Below are 22702 nucleotides of genomic sequence, written 5' to 3' on the forward strand. Positions count from 1 at the left end.
TTGTAGCCGGGAAGTGGGGGAAGGAGCGGGCGCAGCAGGTGCGCCCGGAGAAAATTTAATCAGAAGTAATTCATTAATCGCGTTTTGCACCACCACGCAGCAAACCGGATGCGCCTTCGGAATAGTCGCGCGGCATCTGGACCGGTGCCTGATCGTTGCTGGCTTCAGACTCTTCCAGGCGGTTGCGGAACGGGTTGGCGTCTGCCATAGAGTCCGGCAGCAGGTTGTTAGAGCTTTTCGCCATATGCTGATACAGCTGACGATAGTCATGCGCCATGTTATCTAACAGTTCGGCGCTGCGCGCAAAGTGGCTCACCAGCTCTTCACGGTACTCTTCAAGCTCGGCTTTATTCTTTTCCAGTTCAAACTGCAGCGCCTGCTGCTGGCGCAGTTTGCGGTTGCCGAAACGCATGGCGACGGCACCAATGATGATACCGACGACTAACCCAATTAGCGCGTATTCCCAGGTCATGAACATCTCCCGTTGTTTTGTGGTTCCGTAGGGTGGCTGTTAGGCTCTCCGCCTGCGCCCGATAGTGCCACTATAACCGCTAATTCCACAGAAGTGGAATCCTGGCGTATCATCGCGTAGTGTAGAACGGCCTTTTTTTCGTCAATCGTGAGCTTCGGCATTACGGTTTTCAAGGAATAACAATTAGATCATGCAAAGCCTGTCTCCAACATCGCGTTACCTTTTAGCCCTGAAAGAGGGCAGCCATCAACCCGACGACGTCCAGCAAGAAGCGGTGAGCCGCCTTGATACCATTTACCAGGAACTGCAGACTCAGCCCGCGCCCGTCGCGTCTGGCGGCGGTTTGCGCGCGAAATTCGGCAAACTGCTGGGTAAGCGCGAACCGGCTGCCGAGGCGGCACCTGTCCGCGGCCTGTATATGTGGGGCGGCGTAGGGCGGGGGAAAACCTGGCTGATGGACCTGTTTTACCAGAGCCTGCCGGGCGAGCGTAAGCAGCGCCTGCATTTCCATCGCTTTATGCTGCGGGTTCACGAAGAGCTGACCACCCTGCAGGGCCATAGCGACCCGCTGGAGATTGTCGCCGACCGCTTTAAAGCGGAAACCGACGTGCTCTGCTTCGACGAGTTTTTTGTCTCCGATATTACCGACGCCATGCTGCTGGGCGGGCTGATGAAAGCCCTGTTTGCCCGCGGCATCACCCTGGTCGCCACCTCCAATATTCCGCCGGATGAGCTCTATCGCAATGGCTTGCAGCGTGCCCGTTTTCTGCCCGCTATCGACGCCATCAAGCAGCATTGCGATATTATGAACGTCGATGCCGGAATCGATTATCGCTTGCGTACCCTGACGCAAGCGCACCTGTGGTTGTCGCCGCTGAATAACGACACGCGTGAACAGATGGATAAACTGTGGCTCGCGCTGGCCGGCGCGCCGCGCGCTGCCGGGCCGACGCTGGAGGTCAACCACCGTGAGCTGCCGACCCTCGGCGTGGAAAACCAGACGCTGGCGGCATCATTCGCCACGCTGTGCGTGGATGCGCGCAGTCAGCATGACTATATCGCGCTCTCCCGCCTGTTCCATACCGTGATGCTGTTCGACGTGCCGGTGATGACCGCGCAGCTGGAAAGCGAAGCCCGGCGCTTTATCGCCCTGGTGGATGAGTTCTATGAGCGTCATGTCAAACTGGTGGTCAGCGCCGCGGTACCGCTGTACGACATTTACCAGGGCGAGCGGCTGAAGTTTGAGTTCCAGCGCTGTCTGTCGCGTCTGCAGGAGATGCAGAGCGAAGAGTATCTCAAGCGTCCGCATATGCCCTGACAGGGCACTTTTTCAGGCGGATTCAGGGCCGCAAGGCTGTCCCGGGACCTGCCTGAAAAATCTCATAAAGGGGTCGATCTTTGACCCCGACTTCTCTATAATCTTGCGACCCCACGTTACGAGAAGGTTTTTTTCCCGAAACTTTCTATGCGCCGGCATAGGCTATTCGAAGGGGTAGGTTTGCTGGACAATGTCGTGTGAACCTCAACTGACTAAACGTTTGGGTGTTCACCAACGTGTAACTTATTATTTGGGTAAGCTTTTAATGAAAACTTTTACAGCTAAACCAGAAACCGTAAAACGCGACTGGTATGTTGTTGACGCGACCGGTAAAACTCTGGGCCGTCTGGCTACTGAACTGGCTCGTCGCCTGCGCGGTAAGCACAAAGCGGAATACACTCCGCACGTTGATACCGGTGATTACATCATCGTTCTGAACGCAGAAAAAGTTGCTGTTACCGGCAACAAGCGCGAAGACAAAATGTACTACCACCACACCGGCCACATCGGTGGTATCAAAGAAGCGACCTTTGAAGAGATGATTGCCCGCCGTCCTGAGCGTGTGATTGAAATCGCGGTTAAAGGCATGCTGCCAAAAGGCCCGCTGGGTCGTGCTATGTACCGTAAACTGAAAGTTTACGCGGGTAACGAGCACAACCACGCGGCACAGCAACCGCAAGTTCTTGACATCTAATCGGGATTATAGGCAATGGCTGAAAATCAATACTACGGCACTGGTCGCCGCAAAAGTTCCGCAGCTCGCGTTTTCATCAAACCGGGCAACGGCAAAATCGTTATCAACCAGCGTTCTCTGGAACAGTACTTCGGTCGCGAAACTGCCCGCATGGTAGTTCGCCAGCCGCTGGAACTGGTCGACATGGTTGAGAAACTGGATCTGTACATCACTGTTAAAGGTGGTGGTATCTCTGGTCAGGCTGGTGCGATCCGTCACGGTATCACCCGCGCTCTGATGGAGTACGACGAGTCCCTGCGTTCTGAACTGCGTAAAGCTGGCTTCGTTACTCGTGACGCTCGTCAGGTTGAACGTAAGAAAGTCGGTCTGCGTAAAGCACGTCGTCGTCCGCAGTTCTCCAAACGTTAATTGTTTTCTGCTCACGCAGAACAATTTGCGAAAAAACCCGCTTCGGCGGGTTTTTTTATGGATAAAACGGCTGTTATCCACAAGCATAGCGCCGGTTCTCGCCACTTTTTCAGCATTTCCAGAATCCCCTCACCACAACGTCTTCAAAATCTGGTAAACTATCATCCAATTTTCTGCCCAAATGCTGGTGATTGTTCATTTTTTGTTTTATTCGTGAACGAAGGTGACATCACGCTACTGGGGTTTTTACATCTGGCTGGCCATGAGTGGCTGGCAGCAGTACAAAATTCTGAATATACCTGGAGGTTTTCATGGCTGTCGCTGCCAACAAACGTTCGGTAATGACGCTGTTTTCTGGTCCTACTGACATCTATAGCCATCAGGTCCGCATTGTGCTGGCCGAAAAAGGTGTCAGTTTTGAGATAGAGCACGTGGAGAAGGACAACCCGCCTCAGGATCTGATTGACCTCAACCCGAATCAAAGCGTACCGACGCTGGTGGATCGTGAGCTCACTCTGTGGGAATCCCGCATCATTATGGAGTATCTGGATGAGCGTTTCCCGCACCCGCCGTTAATGCCGGTTTATCCGGTGGCGCGTGGTGAAAGCCGCCTGTATATGCAACGTATCGAGAAGGACTGGTATTCGCTGATGAATACCATCCAGAGCGGTACCGCAGCACAAGCTGATGCTGCGCGTAAGCAGCTGCGTGAAGAACTGCTGGCCATCGCGCCGGTCTTCACCCAGAAACCTTACTTCCTGAGCGATGAGTTCAGCCTGGTAGACTGCTACCTGGCGCCGCTGCTGTGGCGTCTGCCGGTTCTCGGTGTGGAACTGGTTGGCGCAGGTGCGAAAGAGCTCAAAGGCTATATGACTCGCGTATTTGAGCGTGATTCCTTCCTCGCTTCTTTAACTGAAGCCGAGCGTGAAATGCGCCTCGGTCGGGGCTAAATAATGGATGTATCACAGCTGACGCCGCGTCGCCCGTATCTGTTACGGGCGTTTTATGACTGGCTGCTGGATAACCAGCTGACGCCGCACCTGGTGGTGGATGTCACGCTGCCGGGCGTGCTCGTGCCAATGGAGTACGCGCGTGACGGGCAAATCGTTCTCAACATTGCCCCGCGTGCGGTCGGCAATCTCGAGCTGGCGAACGATGAAGTGCGCTTTAACGCGCGCTTTGGCGGCGTGCCGCGTAACGTTTCTGTCCCGCTGGCTGCGGTACTCGCCATCTATGCCCGTGAGAACGGCGCCGGCACGATGTTTGAACCGGAAGCGGCCTATGACGAAGATGTCAGCAGCCTCAACGATGATGACGTCGCGCCTGAGAGTGAAAGCGAAACGGTGATGTCGGTGATCGATGGCGATAAGCCGGATAATCACGACGACGATCCTGACGACACGCCGCCGCCGCGCGGTGGTCGCCCGGCGCTGCGCGTGGTGAAGTAAACCCCTTCTCTGACAGGCCCTGCGGGGCCTGTTTTTTTGACTGTCTGCTTTGTTAACCCCGCCACACATCGCACGTCCTGCGGCTGATACTGTTACGCTAAACGTATCGTTCAGGGAGCAGGAATGTCTTTATTGGCACAACTAAATTCGCGTATACACCTTCATGGTGGGTTAATCGTTTCCTGCCAGCCGGTACCGGGCAGTCCGCTGGATAACCCCGCTATCGTCGCGGCAATGGCGCTGGCGGCTGAGCAGGCGGGAGCGGTAGCGCTGCGCATCGAAGGGCTGGCCAACCTGCAGGCCGTTCGTCCGTTAGTGACGGTGCCCGTTATTGGGTTGATCAAACGCGATTTGCCCGATAGCCCGGTGCGTATTACGCCATGGCTGGAAGATATCGACGCGCTGGCGCAGGCCGGGGCCGATATCATTGCTTTCGACGGCACGCGGCGGCGGCGTCTGGCCACCGTTTCGTCACTGTTAGCTGAAATTCACCAGCAGGGGAAAGTGGCGATGGCCGATTGCTCATCTCTCGACGACGCTCTCGAGTGCTGGCAGTTGGGCGCTGAGATTATCGGTACCACCCTCTCGGGCTATATCGCGAATGAGACACCTGTTGAGCCGGACCTGGCGCTGGTGAAAAGCCTGAGCGTGGCAGGCTGCCGGGTGATTGCCGAGGGGCGCTATAACACGCCAGCCCAGGCGGCGGAGGCGATGCGCTGCGGCGCGTGGGCGGTGACCGTCGGCTCGGCGATCACTCGCTTAGAGCATATCTGCGGCTGGTATAATTCGGCGCTGAAAGCGGCGGTTTGCCCGGCGAATGAGCAATAAAAAAGCCCGATGGCGTTAACCATCGGGCTTTTATGCGCTGAGGCTCAGAGCCTAATCAGACCTCGAGGTAGTTGAGGATCCCGTCCGCCGCTTTCCGGCCTTCGGCAATCGCTGTCACCACCAGGTCGGAACCGCGAACGATATCGCCACCGGCGAAGATTTTCGGGTTGCTGGTCTGGAAGGCGTTGTCGCTGCCTTCCGGCGCAATGATACGGCCCTGAGAGTCCAGCTCGACGCTGTGCTTCGCCAGCCACTCCATGCTGTGCGGACGGAAACCAAACGCCATCACTACGGCGTCTGCCGGCACCACATGCTCTGAACCAGGGACGATCTCCGCGCGACGGCGGCCTTTCGCGTCCGGCTGGCCCATTTCGGTGCGCGCCATCTTCACGCCGCACACTTTGCCATTGGCATTCACTTCCACACCCAGCGGCTGGACGTTGAACTGGAACTCAACGCCTTCCTCACGCGCGTTTTTCACTTCGCGTTTTGAACCCGGCATGTTCTCTTCGTCACGACGATAGGCGCAGATCACGTGCGCCGCATTCTGACGAATGGAGGTCCGCACGCAGTCCATCGCGGTGTCGCCACCGCCGAGCACGACCACGCGTTTGCCTTCCATGCTGACATAGGGCTCATCGGCCGTTTCGCCAAAGCCCATGATCTGTTTGGTGTTAGCGATCAGGAACGGCAGCGCGTCGTAGACGCCCGGGGCGTCTTCGTTGTCCAGTCCACCGCGCATCGACTGATAGGTGCCAACGCCGAGGAACACGGCATCGTACTCTTTCAGCAGGTCGTCGAGCTGCACGTCCCGGCCCACTTCGGTATTGAGTTTGAACTCAATCCCCATGCCGGTGAAGATCTCCCGGCGGCGGGTCATTACCTCTTTTTCCAGCTTGAACGCCGGAATACCGAAGGTCAGGAGGCCGCCGATTTCCGGATGGCGGTCAAACACCACCGCTTTAACGCCGTTACGGGTCAACACGTCGGCACAGGCGAGGCCCGCCGGTCCGGCGCCGATGATCGCGACGGTTTTACCGGTCGGCTTCACGCCGGAGAGATCCGGGCGCCAGCCCATTTCGAACGCTTTGTCATTGATATAGCGCTCGATGTTGCCGATGGTCACCGCGCCGAACTCATCGTTCAGCGTACAGGAGCCTTCACACAGGCGGTCCTGCGGGCAAACGCGCCCGCAGACTTCCGGCAGGGTGTTGGTCTGATGCGACAGCTCAGCCGCCTCAAAAATACGCCCCTCGTTGGCCAGCTTCAGCCAGTTCGGGATGTAGTTATGCACCGGGCACTTCCATTCGCAGTACGGGTTGCCGCAGGAGAGGCAGCGATCTGCCTGCGCCTTGGCCTGGCCTTCTGAAAACGGCTCGTAAATTTCCACAAACTCAATTTTACGGATCTTCAGCGGTTTCTTTGGCGGATCAACGCGCTGCAGGTCGATAAATTGATAAACGTTCTGACTCATCTTAACCCCTTACTGCGCCTGCACCCGCAGCTCAGCTGCGGAACGACTACGGTGACCCAACAGTGCTTTAACATCGCTGGACTTCGGTTTAACCAGCGCAAACTTCGCGGAGAAGGCCGGCCAGTTGGCGAGGATCTCTTCGCCACGTTGCGAACCGGTAAGCTGCACGTGTTCGGTGATTAAACCGCGCAGGTGCTCTTCATGGATAGCCAGGGAATCAACGTCCAGCACTTCCACCAGTTCCGGGTTCACGCGTTTACGGAAGTCGCCATCTTCATCCAGGACATAAGCAAAGCCGCCGGTCATCCCTGCGCCAAAGTTGACGCCGGTTTTACCGAGCACGCAGACGATGCCGCCGGTCATATATTCACAGCCGTTGTCACCGATGCCTTCCACCACGGTAATGGCGCCGGAGTTACGCACGGCGAAACGCTCACCCGCGCGGCCTGCGGCGTACAGACGACCACCGGTCGCGCCGTACAGGCAGGTGTTGCCGATAATGCTGGCTTCATGGCTGCGGAACGCAGAGCCGACCGGAGGACGAATGGCCAGCAGACCGCCCGCCATGCCTTTACCGACATAGTCGTTGGCATCGCCGGTCAGATGCAGCTCTACGCCACCGGCGTTCCACACGCCGAAGCTCTGCCCCGCGGTACCACTAAAGTGAGCGACGATCGGGTCGCCCGCCAGTCCCTGGTCGCCATGGGTCTGGGCGATATACCCGGACAGCGAGGCCCCCACGGAGCGGTCAGTGTTGCGGATATCAAACCAGAACGTCTTGCTCTGCTTTTCATCCACGTACGGTTTCGCCTGCTGCAGCAGCTGGGCGTTGAGCACGCCGTTATCGAACGGCGGGTTGTTTTCGGTGCAGTACAACGCTTTGCCCGGATGCGGCTCTGCGGTCTCCAGCAGTTTACCCAGATCCAGTTTCTGCTGCTTGGCAGTAAACCCATCCAGCTCTTTGAGCAGATCGGTGCGGCCGATCAGATCCACCAGACGCTTGACGCCCAGCTGGGCCATCAGCTCGCGGGTCTCACGGGCGATAAATTCAAAGTAGTTGGTCACTTTGAACGGCAGACCGTGATAGTGGTTCTTACGCAGTTTGTCATCCTGAGTCGCCACGCCGGTCGCGCAGTTGTTCAGGTGGCAAATACGCAGGTATTTACAGCCCAGCGCGACCATCGGGCCGGTACCGAAACCGAAGCTCTCTGCGCCGAGGATCGCCGCTTTGATGATATCGAGGCCGGTTTTCAGGCCGCCATCCACCTGCAGACGGATCTTATGACGCAGACCGTTAGCGACCAGCGCCTGCTGGGTTTCCACCAGGCCAAGCTCCCACGGACAGCCGGCATATTTCACCGAAGAGAGCGGGCTCGCTCCGGTGCCGCCGTCGTAGCCGGCAATGGTGATCAGATCGGCATAGGCTTTGGCCACGCCGGTGGCGATGGTGCCAACGCCCGGTTCAGAAACCAGTTTGACCGAAATCATCGCTTTCGGGTTGACCTGCTTGAGGTCGAAAATCAGCTGCGCCAAATCCTCGATAGAGTAGATATCGTGGTGCGGCGGCGGGGAGATCAGCGTCACGCCCGGAACGGAATAGCGCAGTTTGGCGATGTACGGGGTGACTTTATCACCCGGCAACTGACCGCCTTCACCCGGCTTCGCCCCCTGGGCGACTTTGATCTGGATAACGTCGGCGTTGACCAGATAGGCTGGCGTGACGCCGAAGCGGCCGGACGCCACCTGCTTGATGCGCGACACTTTATTGGTGCCGTAGCGCGCCGGGTCTTCGCCGCCTTCACCGGAGTTAGAGAAGCCGCCGATGCTGTTCATCGCTTCCGCCAGCGATTCGTGCGCTTCCGGGCTCAGGGCGCCGATCGACATCGCCGCGGTATCGAAGCGTTTGAACAGCTCTTTCGCCGGTTCTACGTCGTCGATACTGACAGCGTCTTCGCCTGGATTGAGCGCCAGCAGATCGCGCAGCGTGGCCGCCGGACGTTCGTTAACCAATTTCGCGTATTGTTGATAGTCGCTGTATTCGCCGCTCTGCACGGCTTTCTGCAGGGTCTGAACCACGTCCGGGTTGTAGGCGTGATATTCGCCGCCGTGCACGAACTTCAGCAGGCCGCCCTGAGCCAGTGGCTTACGTGCCAGCCAGGCGCGTTTCGACAGATTCAGCAGATCCTGCTGGAAATCGTCGAAGCCGGCGCCGCCGATACGGCTGACCACGCCCTGGAAGCAGAGATCGGAAACCTCGCGATGCAGACCGACCGCTTCGAACAGCTTCGAGCAGCGGTAGGACGCGATGGTCGAGATCCCCATCTTCGACATGATCTTGTACAGACCTTTGTTGATACCGTTGCGATAGTTCAGCATCACCGCACGGTACGCTTTATCGATGGCTTTGCTGTCGACCAGCTTCGCCAGCGTTTCATAGGCGAGGTACGGGTAGATAGCCGTCGCACCGAAGCCGAGCAGCACGGCGAAGTGGTGCGGATCGCGGGCGCTGGCGGTTTCAACGATGATGTTGGCATCGCAACGCAGACTTTTATCGACCAGACGGGTCTGGATTGCGCCAACGGCCATTGGCGCCGGTACCGGCAGACGGTCTTTAGCAATGTTGCGGTCAGAGAGCACCAGCAGCACGGTGCCGTTGCGCACCATTTGCTCCGCTTTGTCACACAGCGCTTTCACCGTCTCGCTGAGGGAGGCCTCTGCCGGATTGAAAGTGATGTCGAGGACGTCGGCACGGTAGTGCTCTTCTTCCATCGTTGTCAGCTGTTTGAAATCGGAGTACAGCAGGATCGGCGATTTGAAACTCAGACGATGGGCCTGGCCTTCCGCTTCGCAGAAGACGTTCATTTCGCGACCGATGCTGGTGGCCAGCGACATAACATGGGCTTCACGCAGCGGATCGATCGGTGGGTTCGTCACCTGGGCAAACTGCTGACGGAAGTAATCGTAGATAATACGCGGCTGACTGGAGAGCACGGCGAAAGGCGTGTCATCGCCCATTGAGCCGACCGCTTCCTGGCCATTCTCGCCGAGCACGCGCAGGACGGAATCCAGCTCTTCCGCACTGTAGTTAAACTGTTTCTGGAAGCTGGCGAGCGTGTCGTCGTCCAGCTGGCGGCTGCCAACTTCTTCGTCCGGCAGATCTTCGAACGGTACCAGGCGACGAACGTTTTTCTCCATCCACTCTTTATACGGATGGCGGCTTTTCAGATCGTCATCGGTTTCCGCCGAGTGCAGAATGCGTCCGGCACGGGTATCGATAACCATCAGCTCCCCCGGGCCCACGCGGCCTTTCTCGACCACTTCGTCCGGCTGGTAGTCCCAGATACCGACTTCAGAGGCGCAGGTGATGAGCTTATCTTTGGTAATGACGTAGCGCGCCGGGCGCAGGCCATTACGGTCGAGGTTACAGGCCGCGTAGCGACCATCGGACATGACGATGCCCGCCGGGCCGTCCCACGGCTCCATATGCATGGAGTTAAAGTCGAAGAACGAACGCAGCTCCGGATCCATATCCGGGTTGTTCTGCCAGGCTGGCGGCACCAGCAGGCGCATGGCGCGCACGATATCCATCCCGCCGGCCAGCAGCAGCTCCAGCATGTTATCCATTGAACTGGAATCAGAGCCGGTTTCGTTAACGAACGGCGCGGCGTCATGCAGGTCAGGGATCAACGGAGTCTGGAACTTATAGGTACGAGCGCGAGCCCACTGACGGTTGCCGGTGATGGTGTTGATTTCACCGTTGTGCGCCAGGTAGCGGAACGGTTGCGCCAGCGGCCAGCGCGGCACGGTGTTAGTGGAGAAGCGCTGGTGGAACAGGCTAATAGCCGACTCCAGGCGCAGGTCCGCGAGGTCCAGGTAGAAGCGCGGCAAATCCGCCGGCATACACAGACCTTTATAGATATTGACCAGGTTCGACAGGCTACAAACGTAGAAATCTTTGTCATCCTGCAGGCGTTTTTCAATGCGACGACGCGCAATAAACAGACGGCGCTCCATATCGCGCGGGCGCCAGCCAGCCGGGGCGTTCACAAAGATTTGCTCAATACGGGGCAGCGAGGAGAGGGCGATTTCACCGAGCACGCCTTCGTTGGTCGGCACATCGCGCCAGCCGACAATCGACAGGGTCTCAAGTTGAAGTTCTTCTTCAACGATGCGGCGCGCCGCTTTAGCCAGCTCAGGATCTTTATTCAGGAACAGCATCCCAACGGCGTAGTTTTTGGCTAAACGCCAGCCGCGCTCTTCAGCAACGATGCGGAAGAAACGATCGGGTTTTTGCAGCAGCAGACCGCAACCGTCGCCGGTTTTACCATCGGCAAGGATTGCGCCACGGTGCTGCATGCGGGCCAGTGCGTGTATCGCGGTTCGCACTACCTTGTGGCTAGGTTCGCCTTCTATGTGGGCGATCAGGCCGAAACCACAGTTATCCCTCTCAAGGGATTTGTCGTACAACATATCAGTGAACCTCCCCAGGCTCTACGGACACCCTCCGATACCGATTGCGCACAGGCACAGAAAGAGCGTGGCGACGGGGTTTGCACCTCGCATTCGCCCTCTTTAAATCCTTTTCGCATCGGTACACAAGTTTGAGGACTTGCTGTTAAGAGGGAATCTCAATTACTGCATAAATATGATGAGCAGAGTGCTCATCCAGAAAGCTTCCAGCGGATTCCCAACTTATCGGGAATCCACACTTACGTCAAATGGCAATCTTATTAATACAAAAATGTGCTATACAGCATTTAACTTGTTGTTTTTATTGTAAATTATACCTTTTTTTATGCTTTGTAAACGCCTGAGGAAGGATGAGGTAGTGTGATCTGTCTCACTATGCACGCGGCTTTGCATTACCGTTATGCGCTAAAATATAACCTACTGTTAGTATATTTAGCTGCATACATTTTATCTGGTAGATATTAATACTGTTTTTTATCATGTAGAAGATTAGGGCTACCAGCACGCTAAATATAAGCAAAACTCATCACCTCACTGGTGAATGAAATTGCAGTAATCATGATTGTTTATGCAATAGGATTGGCCGCCGCGTTGACGATTGATCCAGGTCATCGCCGTCGGTGACGAAAAATGGCAGGCTTGGCCCCCTTTGTTGAGGCCGGTCTATCAGATTATGCAGTTACAGAAATTAGTCAATATGTTTGGTGGGGATCTTACGCGCCGCTACGGCGAAAAGGTCCATAAGCTGACGCTGCACGGCGGTTTTAGCTGCCCAAATCGCGACGGAACGCTGGGCCGTGGCGGCTGCACTTTCTGTAATGTGGCTTCCTTTGCCGATGAGGCGCAGCAGCATCGTTCCATCGCCGAGCAACTTGCTCATCAGGCGCAGCTCGTCAACCGGGCGAAGCGCTATCTGGCCTATTTTCAGGCCTACACCAGCACCTTCGCTGAAGTGCAGGTGCTCCGCTCAATGTATCGTCAGGCCGTCAGTGCCGCAAATATCGTTGGCCTCTGCGTCGGCACTCGTCCGGACTGCGTGCCGGAGGCAGTCCTTGACCTGCTAAGTGAATACCATCAGCAGGGGTATGAGGTGTGGCTGGAGCTGGGGCTGCAAACTGCCCATGATAAAACCCTGCATCGCATTAACCGTGGACATGATTTCGCCTGTTACCAGCGTACCGCGCGCCTGGCGCGAGAGCGAGGGCTGAAAGTCTGCACGCATCTGATCGTCGGTCTGCCCGGGGAAACCCAGGAGCACTGTCTGCAGACCCTGGAGCAGGTGGTGGCGACCGGGGTGGATGGTATCAAGCTGCACCCGCTGCACATTGTTAAAGGCAGCATTATGGCCAAAGCCTGGCAAGCCGGGCGCCTCGATGGCATCGAACTGGAGGCGTATACCGTGACCGCCGGGGAGATGATCCGCCATACGCCGCCGGAGGTGATCTACCACCGTATTTCGGCCAGCGCCCGCCGTCCCACGCTGCTGGCGCCGCTGTGGTGCGAAAATCGCTGGACCGGAATGGTCGAACTGGATCGTTATCTGAATGAGCAGGGCGCTCAGGGCTCGGCGCTGGGCCGCAGCTGGGTCGCTCCCCTGGTTGAGAAGTAGGAGCACGCGATGTCCGGGACAATGCCGGACATCGCTCTCCTGCCATTATGCCTGGCTGGCTTTCATCGTCACTCGCGGAGTTTTGATCACGAACAGCACCAGCAGGGCGCCGAGCGCGGCGATAGTGCCGGCGAGGACAAAGGCGCTGTCGAATTTACCGGTAGACTGCACGATATAGCCAGTGACAATCGGCCCCACAATACCCGAGATACTGCCGATAAGGTGGATAAAGCCGCTGGCACCGCCGACGCGGGATTTATGCACCACGTCCTGGATAATCGCCCAGTAGATCGCCCCGGTCACATAGAGGAAAAAGATGGAGACCGACATGAGCAGAACGGCAGGAACGACGCTGCTGACGGTACCCGCGAGCCCGACGCAGATAGCGGCCATTAGCAGACATACCACCAGTACAATTTTGCGCGACAGCAGCAGGCGGCCGGTAATTTTAAAAATTTTATCGGAGATATAGCCTCCAAGCGCCAGACCGACAAAGCCGACTATCCATGGGATCATGGTGGTAAGGCTCATCTGTTTAATATCCAGATGGTGCTGTTGTACCAGATAGGACGGGAACCAGCTGAGAAAGAAAAACAGAATATAGTTGTAGCAGAAGAAGGCAAAGGCTGTCACCAGAATAATAGGTTGTTTCAGATAATAACCCAGCGAGTGAGCCGTTTGATTTTCTGTTGTTTCCAGCGCGACTTCTTCTTCCTTCATTTTATTAATCAGCTTAAGTTCTTCCTGGCTGACTTTTTTATGCTTTTCGGGCGAATTAGCGGCAATAAAAAACCACGCTATCATCCAGACAATACCGATAGCGAAAATAATCATAAACGCGGGACGCCAGCCGAATGCCAGAGCCAGGTAACCCACGATGGGGCCAGCGACTGCGCCGCCCAGCGGAGAGCCAGCGCTGAGGAAGCCGACGGCGGTAGCCGCTTGCTTTTTAGGAAACCAGCCGTTGATCATTTTGTTCGCCGACGCGCAAATCGGGCCTTCCGCCATCCCGAAAAGCACCCGCAGCACCAGCATGGAATAAAAACCGGTGGCAACCGCGGTTAAGCCGCAAAATAGCGACCACAGACCGACCGCCAGACCCATCACCAGCGTTGCGCCGAATTTATCCACGGCCAGACCGCCAATAAAATTAAAGACCGCGTAACCGAAGAAAAAGCTACCGAAAATCATGCCAAACTGCTCAGCGTTAAGCGCGAGATCTTTTTCAATCATCGGTACCGTAATGGATAATGCCACCCGGTCCAGATAATTTATCATATATACTAAAAATAATAACAGGACGATAATCCAGCGAATATTTTTTCCCATGATAACACCATGCTCAGTATATTATTTATTTCAGGCGCAACGGATAAAAAGGTATCCGTTGGCCGTTATTTAAAATGATGAGGGTTTAGCCTAGCTGCAGCAGCACCTTGCAACAGGTTTTACGATCGTTGGCAAATATCTCCATGGCCTCTTTCACCTGTTCCAGCGGCATACAATGGGTGATTAATGCATCAGGATGGATAAGCCCTTTCTCCATCCAGTCAATTACCAGCGGAAAGCGTCCGCTGTTCAGGCGGGAAGAGAAAATGGAAATTTCTTTACTGGTGATACTTTGCTGGGTGAGAGTAGAGGCTTCGCCGGAGAAGCCGAGTATACCGATGCGGGCGGCGGGGGAGGCGAGAAGAATGGCCTCCTGGAGGATCGCCGGGTGACAAGCGGCATCAATGACCAGCGTCGGAGCCAGCTGCCGCTGCGCCAGCTGTTCAGCGAGCGGCTGGTCGGTGTTATCGAGCGTCAGATCGGCGCCGTTTTCCCGAGCCATCTGCAGACGTTCGGCAATGCGATCCACGACGATGACCTGCTTAACGCCATACACCCCCTTCAGCGCCTGGATGATCGTCAGACCCATAGGGCCAGCGCCGTAAACCAGGGCAATATCCTGCGCCGTGGGTTGCAGCTGGGCGGTAATATTTGCCGCGATGGTAAAAGGCTCAACCATCGTTGCCTGACGATCGGTGATAGCCTCGGGGATGTGCCAGGCATTTTTCGCCGGCACGCAGGCGTAGTCGCTAAATCCTCCGTCGCGGTGAACCCCAATGACCTGGAGCTGGGTACAGACATTCGGCCTGCCTACCGAGCAAGGATAACAATGGCCGCAACTGACAACGGGGTCTACTGCGACACGCTCGCCGATACGCGTCGGGGAAACCTGCTCGCCCACGGCGTCGATAATGCCAAAGAATTCATGGCCGATGACGCGGGGATACTTCGCGAAAGGGTTGTGGCCGTGATAGATGTGTACATCGGAACCACAGATCCCGGCAAAAGCAATTTTCACCCGTACTTCATGGGCTGCCGGAACCGGAACCGGACGTGATTCAATGTTCAGTTGGCCTGGCTCTTTGACGACGACGCTTCTCATTTTGATTCCTTCCATTGTCTGTTTTCTGAACGAATTTCGCTGCTTTTATTACCATACAAGTATGCAATAGATCATAATCAGGCCTGGATCACATTTGAGAAAGCTCGTCCGAAAAAGCCATAGCATGATTAATCTATTGAAATAAATTGAAAAAAATTATGAATATGTCACGTATTGCCAGTTAGATAAGCCGGTCAGCAGGAATGTGATCGCTATCACGACAGTTAAGGCGCATTCGATTATGATTACTGGTATGGTAGTAGGGTATAAACGCAAATTTTAACGCAGGTGATAACGATGCAGATGACAATGCGCTGGTTTGGGCCAGAGGAAGATAAGGTTTCATTAGAACATATTCGCCAGGTGCCCGGTGTCGAGGGGGTGGTCGGTGCGCTCTATGACGTCGCTGTGGGTGAGGTATGGCCGGTGGATAAAATTGAACGTCTGGTCGGTCAGGCCCATGCCGCAGGCCTGAAAATGGAGGTGATAGAGAGCGTTAACATTCATGATGACATCAAAATCGGCCTTCCTTCCCGTGACCGCTATATTGCCAATTACCAGCAGACCATCCGCAATCTTGCCCGCTTTGGCGTCAAGGTCATCTGTTATAACTTCATGCCGGTTTTCGACTGGATGAAGACGGATATGAACTACGTTCTACCGGATGGCTCATTGACGATGGCTTTCGAGAAGAAAGATATCGATAAGCGGCTGGAAGACGTGGTGAAGGAGGTGCTGGAAAACTCAAACGGCTTCGCGTTGCCGGGCTGGGAGCCGGAAAGGCTGGCGGAGGTGCAGACCTTGTTTGCCAAATATAGCGCGGTAGATGACGAAAAGCTGCGGGAGAACCTGGTCTATTTTCTGCGGGCGGTGATCCCGGTTTGCGAAGAGGTCGGGGTGAAAATGGCGATCCACCCGGACGATCCGCCGTACTCGATTTTTGGCTTGCCGCGGGTGGTAAAAAACCGCGACGATCTGGACTGGCTCTGCCGGGCCGTCGATTCGCCCGCCAACGGCATTACGCTCTGCACCGGCTCGATCGCCGAAGATCCGGATAACGACGTGTACGCTATCCTGGCCGAATTTACCCGGCGCAAGCGAATTCATTTTGCCCACGTCCGTAATATTAAGCTGATACGGGATAAAGATTTTTACGAGTGCGCCCATCCGTCAGAATACGGTTCTCTGGATATGTATAAAGTGATGCAAGCGCTGTATGACAATGGGTTCGACGGCTATATTCGCCCGGATCATGGCCGTTTTATCTGGGGTGAGACCGGACGGCCGGGCTATGGCTTATACGATCGCGCCCTCGGCGTGACCTACCTGAAAGGACTCTGGGAGGCATTAAGCAAGCGTTAATCCCTCTCCTGATCCCCCTCTTTTTTTGCGGCTGGTTCGCCTCTGCGGCCAGCCGTCGCACCGTGTCCTTCCCGCATTTTTTGCACAACTTACAGCGCATTGCTCAGAATTGAGTATTATTGTGCGAAGTTGTCGTGAAGGAATCCCCTATGAAGCAAATTCGTATGCTGGCGCAGTATTATGTCGACCTGATGATGAAGCTGGGTCTGGTCCGCTTTTCGATGCTGTTGGCTCTTGCGCTGGTCGTGTTGGCTATCGTGGTGCAGATGGCGGTTACCATGGTTCTGCATGGCCAGGTGGAAAGCATCGACGTTATCCGCTCTATCTTCTTTGGCCTGCTGATTACCCCATGGGCGGTCTATTTTCTCTCGGTGGTGGTGGAACAGCTTGAAGAGTCCCGTCAGCGTCTCTCACGGCTGGTGGAGAAGCTGGAGGAGATGCGCGAGCGCGATCTGAAGCTGAACGTGCAGTTGAAAGACAATATCGCACAGTTAAATCAGGAGATTGGTGAACGTGAAAAGGCGGAAGCCGAGCGTGAGACCACCCTTGAGCAGTTGAAGATCGAGATGAAAGAACGTGAGGAGACGCAGATCCAGCTCGAGCAGCAGTCTTCCTTCCTGCGCTCTTTTCTCGATGCCTCTCCGGATCTGGTCTTCTATCGCAATGAGGATAAGGAGTTTTCAGGCTGTAACCGGGCGATGGAGCTGTTGACCGGTAAAAGCGAGAAACAGCTTATCCATCTCAAACCGCAGGACGTCTATAGCGAAGAGGCGGCGGAAAAGGTTCTGGAAACCGACGAGAAGGTGTTCCGTCACAATGTGTCGCTAACTTATGAGCAGTGGCTAGACTATCCCGATGGCCGCAAAGCGTGCTTCGAAATCCGCAAGGTTCCCTATTACGATCGCGTTGGCAAGCGTCGCGGCCTGATGGGCTTCGGCCGCGATATCACCGAACGTAAACGCTATCAGGACGCCCTTGAGCGCGCCAGCCGGGATAAAACCACCTTCATCTCCACCATCAGCCATGAGCTGCGTACTCCGCTGAACGGGATCGTCGGGCTGAGCCGAATTTTGCTGGATACCGAACTGACCAGCGAGCAGGAAAAATACCTCAAGACCATCCATGTCTCGGCGGTGACGCTGGGGAATATCTTTAATGATATTATTGACATGGACAAAATGGAGCGCCGCAAGGTGCAGCTCGATAACCAGCCGGTGGACTTCACCAGTTTCCTTGCCGACCTTGAAAACCTCTCGGGCCTGCAGGCCCAGCAGAAAGGGCTGCGCTTTGTGCTGGAGCCGAGCCTGCCGCTTCCGCATAAGGTGATCACCGACGGCACCCGCTTGCGGCAGATCCTGTGGAACCTTATCAGCAACGCCGTGAAGTTTACCCCCCAGGGCGGCGGGGTGAACGTCCGCGTGCGCTATGACGAAGGCGATATCCTGCACTTTGAAGTGGAAGACTCCGGGATTGGTATTCCTGAAGCGGAACAGGACAAAATATTCGCCATGTATTACCAGGTTAAAGACAGCCACGGCGGCAAACCGGCCACCGGGACCGGGATTGGCCTCGCCGTCTCGCGTCGCCTGGCGCGTAATATGGGTGGCGATATCAGCGTTACCAGCCAGCCGGGCAAGGGGGCGACCTTTACGCTCACCGTCCACGCGCCTGCCATTGCGGAAGAAGTGGAAGATACGTTGGCGGAAGACGACATGCCATTACCGGCGCTTAACGTGCTGCTGGTGGAAGACATCGAGCTCAACGTCATTGTGGCCCGTTCGGTGCTGGAAAAACTGGGCAACAGCGTTGATGTGGCGATGACCGGGAAAGCCGCGCTGGAGATGTTTGAGCCCGGCGAATATGACCTCGTGCTGTTAGATATTCAGCTGCCGGACATGACCGGACTGGATATTTCCCGCGAACTGAAACAGCGCTTTGCCGCTGATGAGCTACCGCCGCTGGTGGCCCTGACCGCCAACGTGCTGAAGAATAAGAAAGAGTATCTTGATGCCGGCATGGACGATGTGCTGAGCAAGCCACTATCGGTGCCGGCGCTGACGGCCATGATCAAAAAATTCTGGGATGCGCCGGATGAGGAGACGCAGGACGCGCCGGCGGCCGATCTGCATAAAGCCGATGCGGTGCTGGATACCGATATGCTGGAGCAATACATCGAGCTGGTAGGGCCGAAGCTTATCAACGATGGTCTTGCGGTGTTCGAGAAGATGATGCCGGGTTATATGTCGGTTCTGGAGTCTAATCTGACCGCCCGTGACCAAAAAGGGATCGTCGAAGAGGGCCATAAAATCAAGGGCGCGGCAGGTTCTATCGGCCTGCGCCACATCCAGCAGCTGGGCCAGCAGATCCAGACTCCGGATCTGCCAGCCTGGTCTGATAATGTCGCTGAATGGGTTGAAGAGATGAAATCCGAGTGGCAAAACGACGTCGCGGTACTGAAAGCGTGGGTGGCGAAGACCGGAAAAAAATGACCCCGGACAGACCGGGGTGCGCGAATACTGCGCCAACACCAGGGAACTGGTGGTTGAGCCAGTGTTGTTTGAGTGATGTTGTTACGTGGCGCAACCGGAGAAGTGGATTGCTCGCTGATTAAGATAGCAAAGCTTAACTAATTTGTTACATGAATCAGTAAAATATGTGAAGCATAGCGAGTAAATCGACATTTTTGACTGGTTTCAGCAAGTTGCATGGAGGAGCGAAAGCGATGAAAAAAATTGGTGTGGTACTGAGCGGCTGCGGCGTGTACGACGGCAGTGAAATCCATGAGGCGGTGATTACCCTGCTGGCGATCGCGCGCCACGGCGCGCAGGCGGTGTGCTTTGCGCCCGATAAACCGCAGCGCGACGTCATCAACCATCTGACCGGGGAGGCGATGACGGAGCAGCGCAACGTGCTGGTGGAAGCGGCGCGTATCGCCCGTGGCGATATCCTGCCGCTGGCCCAGGCGCGCGAGGAGACGCTGGATGCGCTAATCGTTCCCGGCGGCTTCGGTGCGGCGAAAAATTTAAGCAGCTTCGCCGCTGAAGGGAGCGAATGCCAGGTGGACCACGACCTGCGGGCCCTGGCGCTGGCGATGCATCAGGCCGGCAAGCCGCTGGGCTTTATGTGTATTGCCCCGGCGATGTTGCCGAAAATCTTCGCGTTTCCGCTGCGGATGACCATTGGGACCGATCTTGATACCGCCGATGTGGTGGAAGAGATGGGGGCGGAGCACGTCCCTTGCCCGGTCGACGACATCGTGGTGGATGAAGAGAATAAGGTGGTCACCACCCCGGCGTATATGCTGGCGGAGGACATTGCGCAAGCCGCCAGCGGAATTGAGAAGCTGGTGGCCCGCGTGCTGGCGCTGAGCGCATGAGGCTCCGCGTTGCGCCCCTCGCGCTGTTAAAACGTCTGGCGCTGCGTTTGCTGTTGATCGCCGCTGTTTTCTGGGGCGGGGGTATTGCGCTGTTTAGCGTGCTGCCGGTACCGTTTTCGGCGGTGATGTTTGAGCGGCAGGTGAGCGCCTGGCTGTCCGGAGATTTCCACTACCTGGCGCACTCTGACTGGGTCGGTATGGATGAGATCTCTCCGTGGATGGGGCTGGCGGTGATTGCCGCCGAAGATCAGAAGTTCCCGGAACACTGGGGGTTCGACGTATCGGCGATAGAAAAAGCGCTGGCGCACAATGAGCGCAATGAGAACCGGATCCGCGGCGCGTCCACGCTGTCACAGCAGACGGCGAAAAACCTGTTTTTATGGGATGGCCGCAGCTGGCTACGTAAAGGGCTGGAGGCCGGGCTGACTGTCGGAATAGAAACCGTCTGGAGTAAAAAGCGGATCCTGACTGTCTATCTGAATATTGCCGAGTTCGGCGACGGGGTATTTGGTGTGGAAGCGGCCGCCCAGCGCTATTTTCATAAGCCTGCCAGCCAGCTGACGCCGGGTGAAGCGGCGCTGCTGGCCGCGGTGCTGCCAAACCCGATCCGCTATCGCGCCGACGCGCCCTCGGGCTATGTGCGCAGCCGCCAGGCCTGGATCTTGCGCCAGATGCGACAGCTGGGTGGGGAAGGGTTTATGCGTAACCATCAGTTAAGGTAATTCTTGATGTTAGTAGTGAACGACATTTGAACTCCTCTGGATCTTTTCTATTATAGATGTTGCTGATGGCGATTTAAGGAATGAGAGTGTTGTTGAAGGCAACCAGTCGGAGAGAAGGCCAAATTTACCATCATGAATTGCCTGGCGTACTCTTGAAGCACTAATCACGATGCCATCATGCATTTTTCTGTCAATAATAATGCACTCGATTCCAGCCGCAGGTAGCATTGTGGACATAACATCATTATATATTTTAGTTACTGTACTATTGGGTTCTTCACCAACATAGCGGCGAGTAATATTCAATGTCCGGGCTATATCTTTAAAGATGTTGACGTCTACTATTGCTTGAGCAGTGAGAATATCTTTTTTACTGTGCATAAAATACCCAGGGAATGTTGCGTTACTAATCATATAATCTCCACACGTATGGTATGATATATTCATTAAATGCTCAGTGCTATCAATGATTAATTTTCGTCGAATTTCATAAGGAAACAGGCTAACATCCTCGCTTACGATGAATAAGTGCAATCTGTCATTTTCTTTAGCGGCAGTTTCTATGAGATGTAAATGACCCAAGGTGAAAGGATTTGCATTCATTATTATTGCAGCTGATTGTGGCCAGATCGTCTCTTTTTGTAATTTTTTGAGATAATTCCTGAACCCGTCTAATTTGTTTTCCATAAAGACGAGTTGTCTACTAACCGTAGTGATAATATGAAAACCGATATCCAGAAAGAAATTAGCACTTTCAGGTTTAGTATATAAAAATATGTGATCATTGTTTCTTTGGTGCTGTACCTCAATAAGATGCGTAACTATTTTATTCAATAATCCGAATCCTTGGTGGGATGAACTAACTGCCATACAGCGCAATGTGTTACCAAAGCAACTTCCTGTTGCAATCGCATTGTCGTGTTCATCAAAAATAGCACATCGATAGTCCAGATGGTCATCGCGACGAATACCTTCCTGCTCAAGTAAAACATCGATTTTGTTTTGATGTAAAATATCACGTTTAAAGACGGTTGCTACATTATAACCATTCATTTTTCTATTTCCTGTATGTTGTAGGAATTGTTTCAATAAAAGCTCTTACTTGGGGGAGTGCGGTTATTTCATCTGTATAAACTAACCAGGTAGACCGAACGAAAGGAGCTCCATTTTTAAAGGATAAAGGAATTCTATGTCCGGTGAAATGGCGCAAACAGATTTCTGGAACAACAGTCCAGCCAAGCCCTCTGTCAACAAGTTCCACACAGGTGCTAATGTTGTCAACATAAATACCTTGCCGCTCCGGATTATGATTGTTTTCACGCATCCACTGAGATAACTCACGTTCAAATACGGTATCAGTTTTTCGACCAATAAAAGAGATTTCATTTAGTGGTTTATTTTTATCTTTATTACTACAAATTGCATAGATTCTGTCGCAATCAATGAGTTTTTTATGGCCTTTCCATGGAAACTCCCCACGAATAATAGCAAGATCGAAGTATCCGTCTAATAACTGGAGATAAATTTTTCGACTATGTTCTGTAATGATATGTGTGTCAACGTAAGGGAATTTATTGCGAAAAATGGTCAGAAGTTCAGGTAGTTGGTATAAAGCATAATTAATCGACACTCCAGCTCGGAGCGTGCCTGAAACTCCGTGTTTATCTATTTTTATCCTTTGCCGTAGCAACGCTAGTTCATCTGTAACCTTTTTTGTATGGTACAGAACGGATTCCCCAGCTGGTGTAAAATGAACTCCGTTACGAGAACGTAACAATAATGTTATACCTAATTCGTGCTCTATTGCATTAATTCTTTTAGATATGGCTGATTGTGATGTATATAACAAATCGGCAGCATGTGTAATATTTTTTGTTTTTTCTATTGTCATTAAAAGCTCAAAGTCGCGTTCATCCATACCTTATCCTTGTAATGTAGAAACCTTTTATACTTTAACTAGGATATGACTTTTACTTCCTGAAGTAAATCCAGGAAGGTATTCCATTTTGGAATGTCTGGGCGCGCGCAACTGGAATTTTACATGGTCAAAAATAATGTTATTAAATTAGTTACACAACGGTGTAATAAAG

General features: G+C 54.5%; 19 protein-coding genes. 12 read left to right on the forward strand and 7 right to left on the reverse strand.

Going from position 1 to position 22702, the window contains the following annotated elements:
• Positions 1-73: 73 nt before the first annotated feature.
• Positions 74-472, reverse strand: coding sequence for a Z-ring associated protein ZapG (gene zapG / locus B8P98_RS02530; protein ID WP_012540461.1), 399 nt, complete (start codon positions 470-472; stop codon positions 74-76).
• Positions 473-662: 190 nt separating this feature from the next.
• On the opposite strand from zapG, the gene zapE reads away from it, so the two are divergent.
• The 7 genes from zapE (at position 663) to B8P98_RS02565 (ending at position 5168) form a co-directional block, all read left to right on the forward strand.
• Positions 663-1790, forward strand: coding sequence for a cell division protein ZapE (gene zapE, locus B8P98_RS02535; protein ID WP_025713345.1), 1128 nt, complete (start codon positions 663-665; stop codon positions 1788-1790).
• A 265-nt stretch (positions 1791-2055) separates the two neighbouring features.
• Positions 2056-2484, forward strand: a complete 429-nt coding sequence (gene rplM, locus B8P98_RS02540; protein ID WP_002918559.1) for a 50S ribosomal protein L13 — start codon at positions 2056-2058, stop codon at positions 2482-2484.
• A 15-nt stretch (positions 2485-2499) separates the two neighbouring features.
• Positions 2500-2892 (forward strand): 30S ribosomal protein S9, encoded by a 393-nt coding sequence (rpsI, locus tag B8P98_RS02545; RefSeq protein ID WP_000829818.1) that lies wholly within the window; start codon positions 2500-2502, stop codon positions 2890-2892.
• Between the two features lie 57 nt (positions 2893-2949).
• Positions 2950-3234: a hypothetical protein gene (locus B8P98_RS30360; RefSeq protein WP_136026098.1), complete on the forward strand. Its 285-nt coding sequence runs from the start codon at positions 2950-2952 to the stop codon at positions 3232-3234.
• On the forward strand, positions 3204-3842 hold the full coding sequence (gene sspA / locus B8P98_RS02555; RefSeq protein WP_002918467.1) for a stringent starvation protein SspA: 639 nt from the start codon (positions 3204-3206) through the stop codon (positions 3840-3842). Before B8P98_RS30360 ends, sspA begins: the two co-directional genes overlap by 31 nt.
• 3 nt (positions 3843-3845) lie before the next feature.
• Positions 3846-4340 (forward strand): ClpXP protease specificity-enhancing factor, encoded by a 495-nt coding sequence (gene sspB, locus B8P98_RS02560; RefSeq protein WP_002918465.1) that lies wholly within the window; start codon positions 3846-3848, stop codon positions 4338-4340.
• A gap of 123 nt (positions 4341-4463) precedes the next feature.
• The gene (locus B8P98_RS02565) at positions 4464-5168 is read left to right on the forward strand and encodes an N-acetylmannosamine-6-phosphate 2-epimerase (RefSeq protein WP_080924978.1); all 705 of its coding nucleotides are present in this window, start codon (positions 4464-4466) and stop codon (positions 5166-5168) included.
• Positions 5169-5223: 55 nt separating this feature from the next.
• Here B8P98_RS02565 and gltD read toward each other — a convergent pair whose 3' ends face one another.
• Positions 5224-6642, reverse strand: coding sequence for a glutamate synthase subunit GltD (gltD, locus tag B8P98_RS02570; protein ID WP_025713342.1), 1419 nt, complete (start codon positions 6640-6642; stop codon positions 5224-5226).
• Between the two features lie 9 nt (positions 6643-6651).
• Positions 6652-11112 carry a glutamate synthase large subunit gene (gene gltB / locus B8P98_RS02575; protein ID WP_095032691.1) on the reverse strand — a complete coding sequence of 1487 codons (4461 nt, stop codon included), beginning with the start codon at positions 11110-11112 and terminating at the stop codon, positions 6652-6654.
• Positions 11113-11785: 673 nt separating this feature from the next.
• Between gltB and B8P98_RS02585 the strand changes: the two genes are divergently transcribed.
• On the forward strand, positions 11786-12721 hold the full coding sequence (locus B8P98_RS02585) for a TIGR01212 family radical SAM protein (RefSeq protein ID WP_080898054.1): 936 nt from the start codon (positions 11786-11788) through the stop codon (positions 12719-12721).
• Positions 12722-12766: 45 nt separating this feature from the next.
• Here the strand turns inward: B8P98_RS02585 and B8P98_RS02590 are convergent, their stop codons facing one another.
• Both B8P98_RS02590 and B8P98_RS02595 read right to left on the reverse strand, forming a co-directional pair.
• A complete protein-coding gene (locus B8P98_RS02590; RefSeq protein WP_025713339.1) occupies positions 12767-14050 on the reverse strand; it encodes an MFS transporter in 1284 nt (427 codons plus the stop codon).
• A gap of 85 nt (positions 14051-14135) precedes the next feature.
• The gene (locus tag B8P98_RS02595) at positions 14136-15152 is read right to left on the reverse strand and encodes a Zn-dependent oxidoreductase (RefSeq protein ID WP_025713338.1); all 1017 of its coding nucleotides are present in this window, start codon (positions 15150-15152) and stop codon (positions 14136-14138) included.
• 297 nt (positions 15153-15449) lie between these two features.
• Between B8P98_RS02595 and uxuA the strand changes: the two genes are divergently transcribed.
• The 4 genes from uxuA to mtgA all read left to right on the forward strand — a co-directional run bounded on the left by uxuA (position 15450) and on the right by mtgA (position 20612).
• Positions 15450-16514 (forward strand): mannonate dehydratase, encoded by a 1065-nt coding sequence (gene uxuA / locus B8P98_RS02600; RefSeq protein WP_025713337.1) that lies wholly within the window; start codon positions 15450-15452, stop codon positions 16512-16514.
• Positions 16515-16663: 149 nt separating this feature from the next.
• On the forward strand, positions 16664-19003 hold the full coding sequence (gene arcB, locus B8P98_RS02605) for an aerobic respiration two-component sensor histidine kinase ArcB (protein ID WP_025713336.1): 2340 nt from the start codon (positions 16664-16666) through the stop codon (positions 19001-19003).
• Between the two features lie 233 nt (positions 19004-19236).
• On the forward strand, positions 19237-19890 hold the full coding sequence (elbB, locus tag B8P98_RS02610) for an isoprenoid biosynthesis glyoxalase ElbB (RefSeq protein WP_025713335.1): 654 nt from the start codon (positions 19237-19239) through the stop codon (positions 19888-19890).
• On the forward strand, positions 19887-20612 hold the full coding sequence (gene mtgA / locus B8P98_RS02615; protein ID WP_025713334.1) for a monofunctional biosynthetic peptidoglycan transglycosylase: 726 nt from the start codon (positions 19887-19889) through the stop codon (positions 20610-20612). The genes elbB and mtgA overlap by 4 nt, the downstream gene beginning before the upstream one ends.
• 9 nt (positions 20613-20621) lie before the next feature.
• On the opposite strand, the gene citC is transcribed toward mtgA, so the two are convergent.
• Both citC and B8P98_RS02625 read right to left on the reverse strand, forming a co-directional pair.
• The gene (gene citC, locus B8P98_RS02620; RefSeq protein WP_025713333.1) at positions 20622-21665 is read right to left on the reverse strand and encodes a [citrate (pro-3S)-lyase] ligase; all 1044 of its coding nucleotides are present in this window, start codon (positions 21663-21665) and stop codon (positions 20622-20624) included.
• Between the two features lie 4 nt (positions 21666-21669).
• Positions 21670-22530, reverse strand: a complete 861-nt coding sequence (locus tag B8P98_RS02625) for a LysR family transcriptional regulator (protein ID WP_080898077.1) — start codon at positions 22528-22530, stop codon at positions 21670-21672.
• Between the last annotated feature and the right edge of the window lie 172 nt (positions 22531-22702).

Origin of the sequence: Klebsiella quasivariicola (assembly GCF_002269255.1) — a bacterium.
GTDB classification, from domain to species: domain Bacteria; phylum Pseudomonadota; class Gammaproteobacteria; order Enterobacterales; family Enterobacteriaceae; genus Klebsiella; species Klebsiella quasivariicola.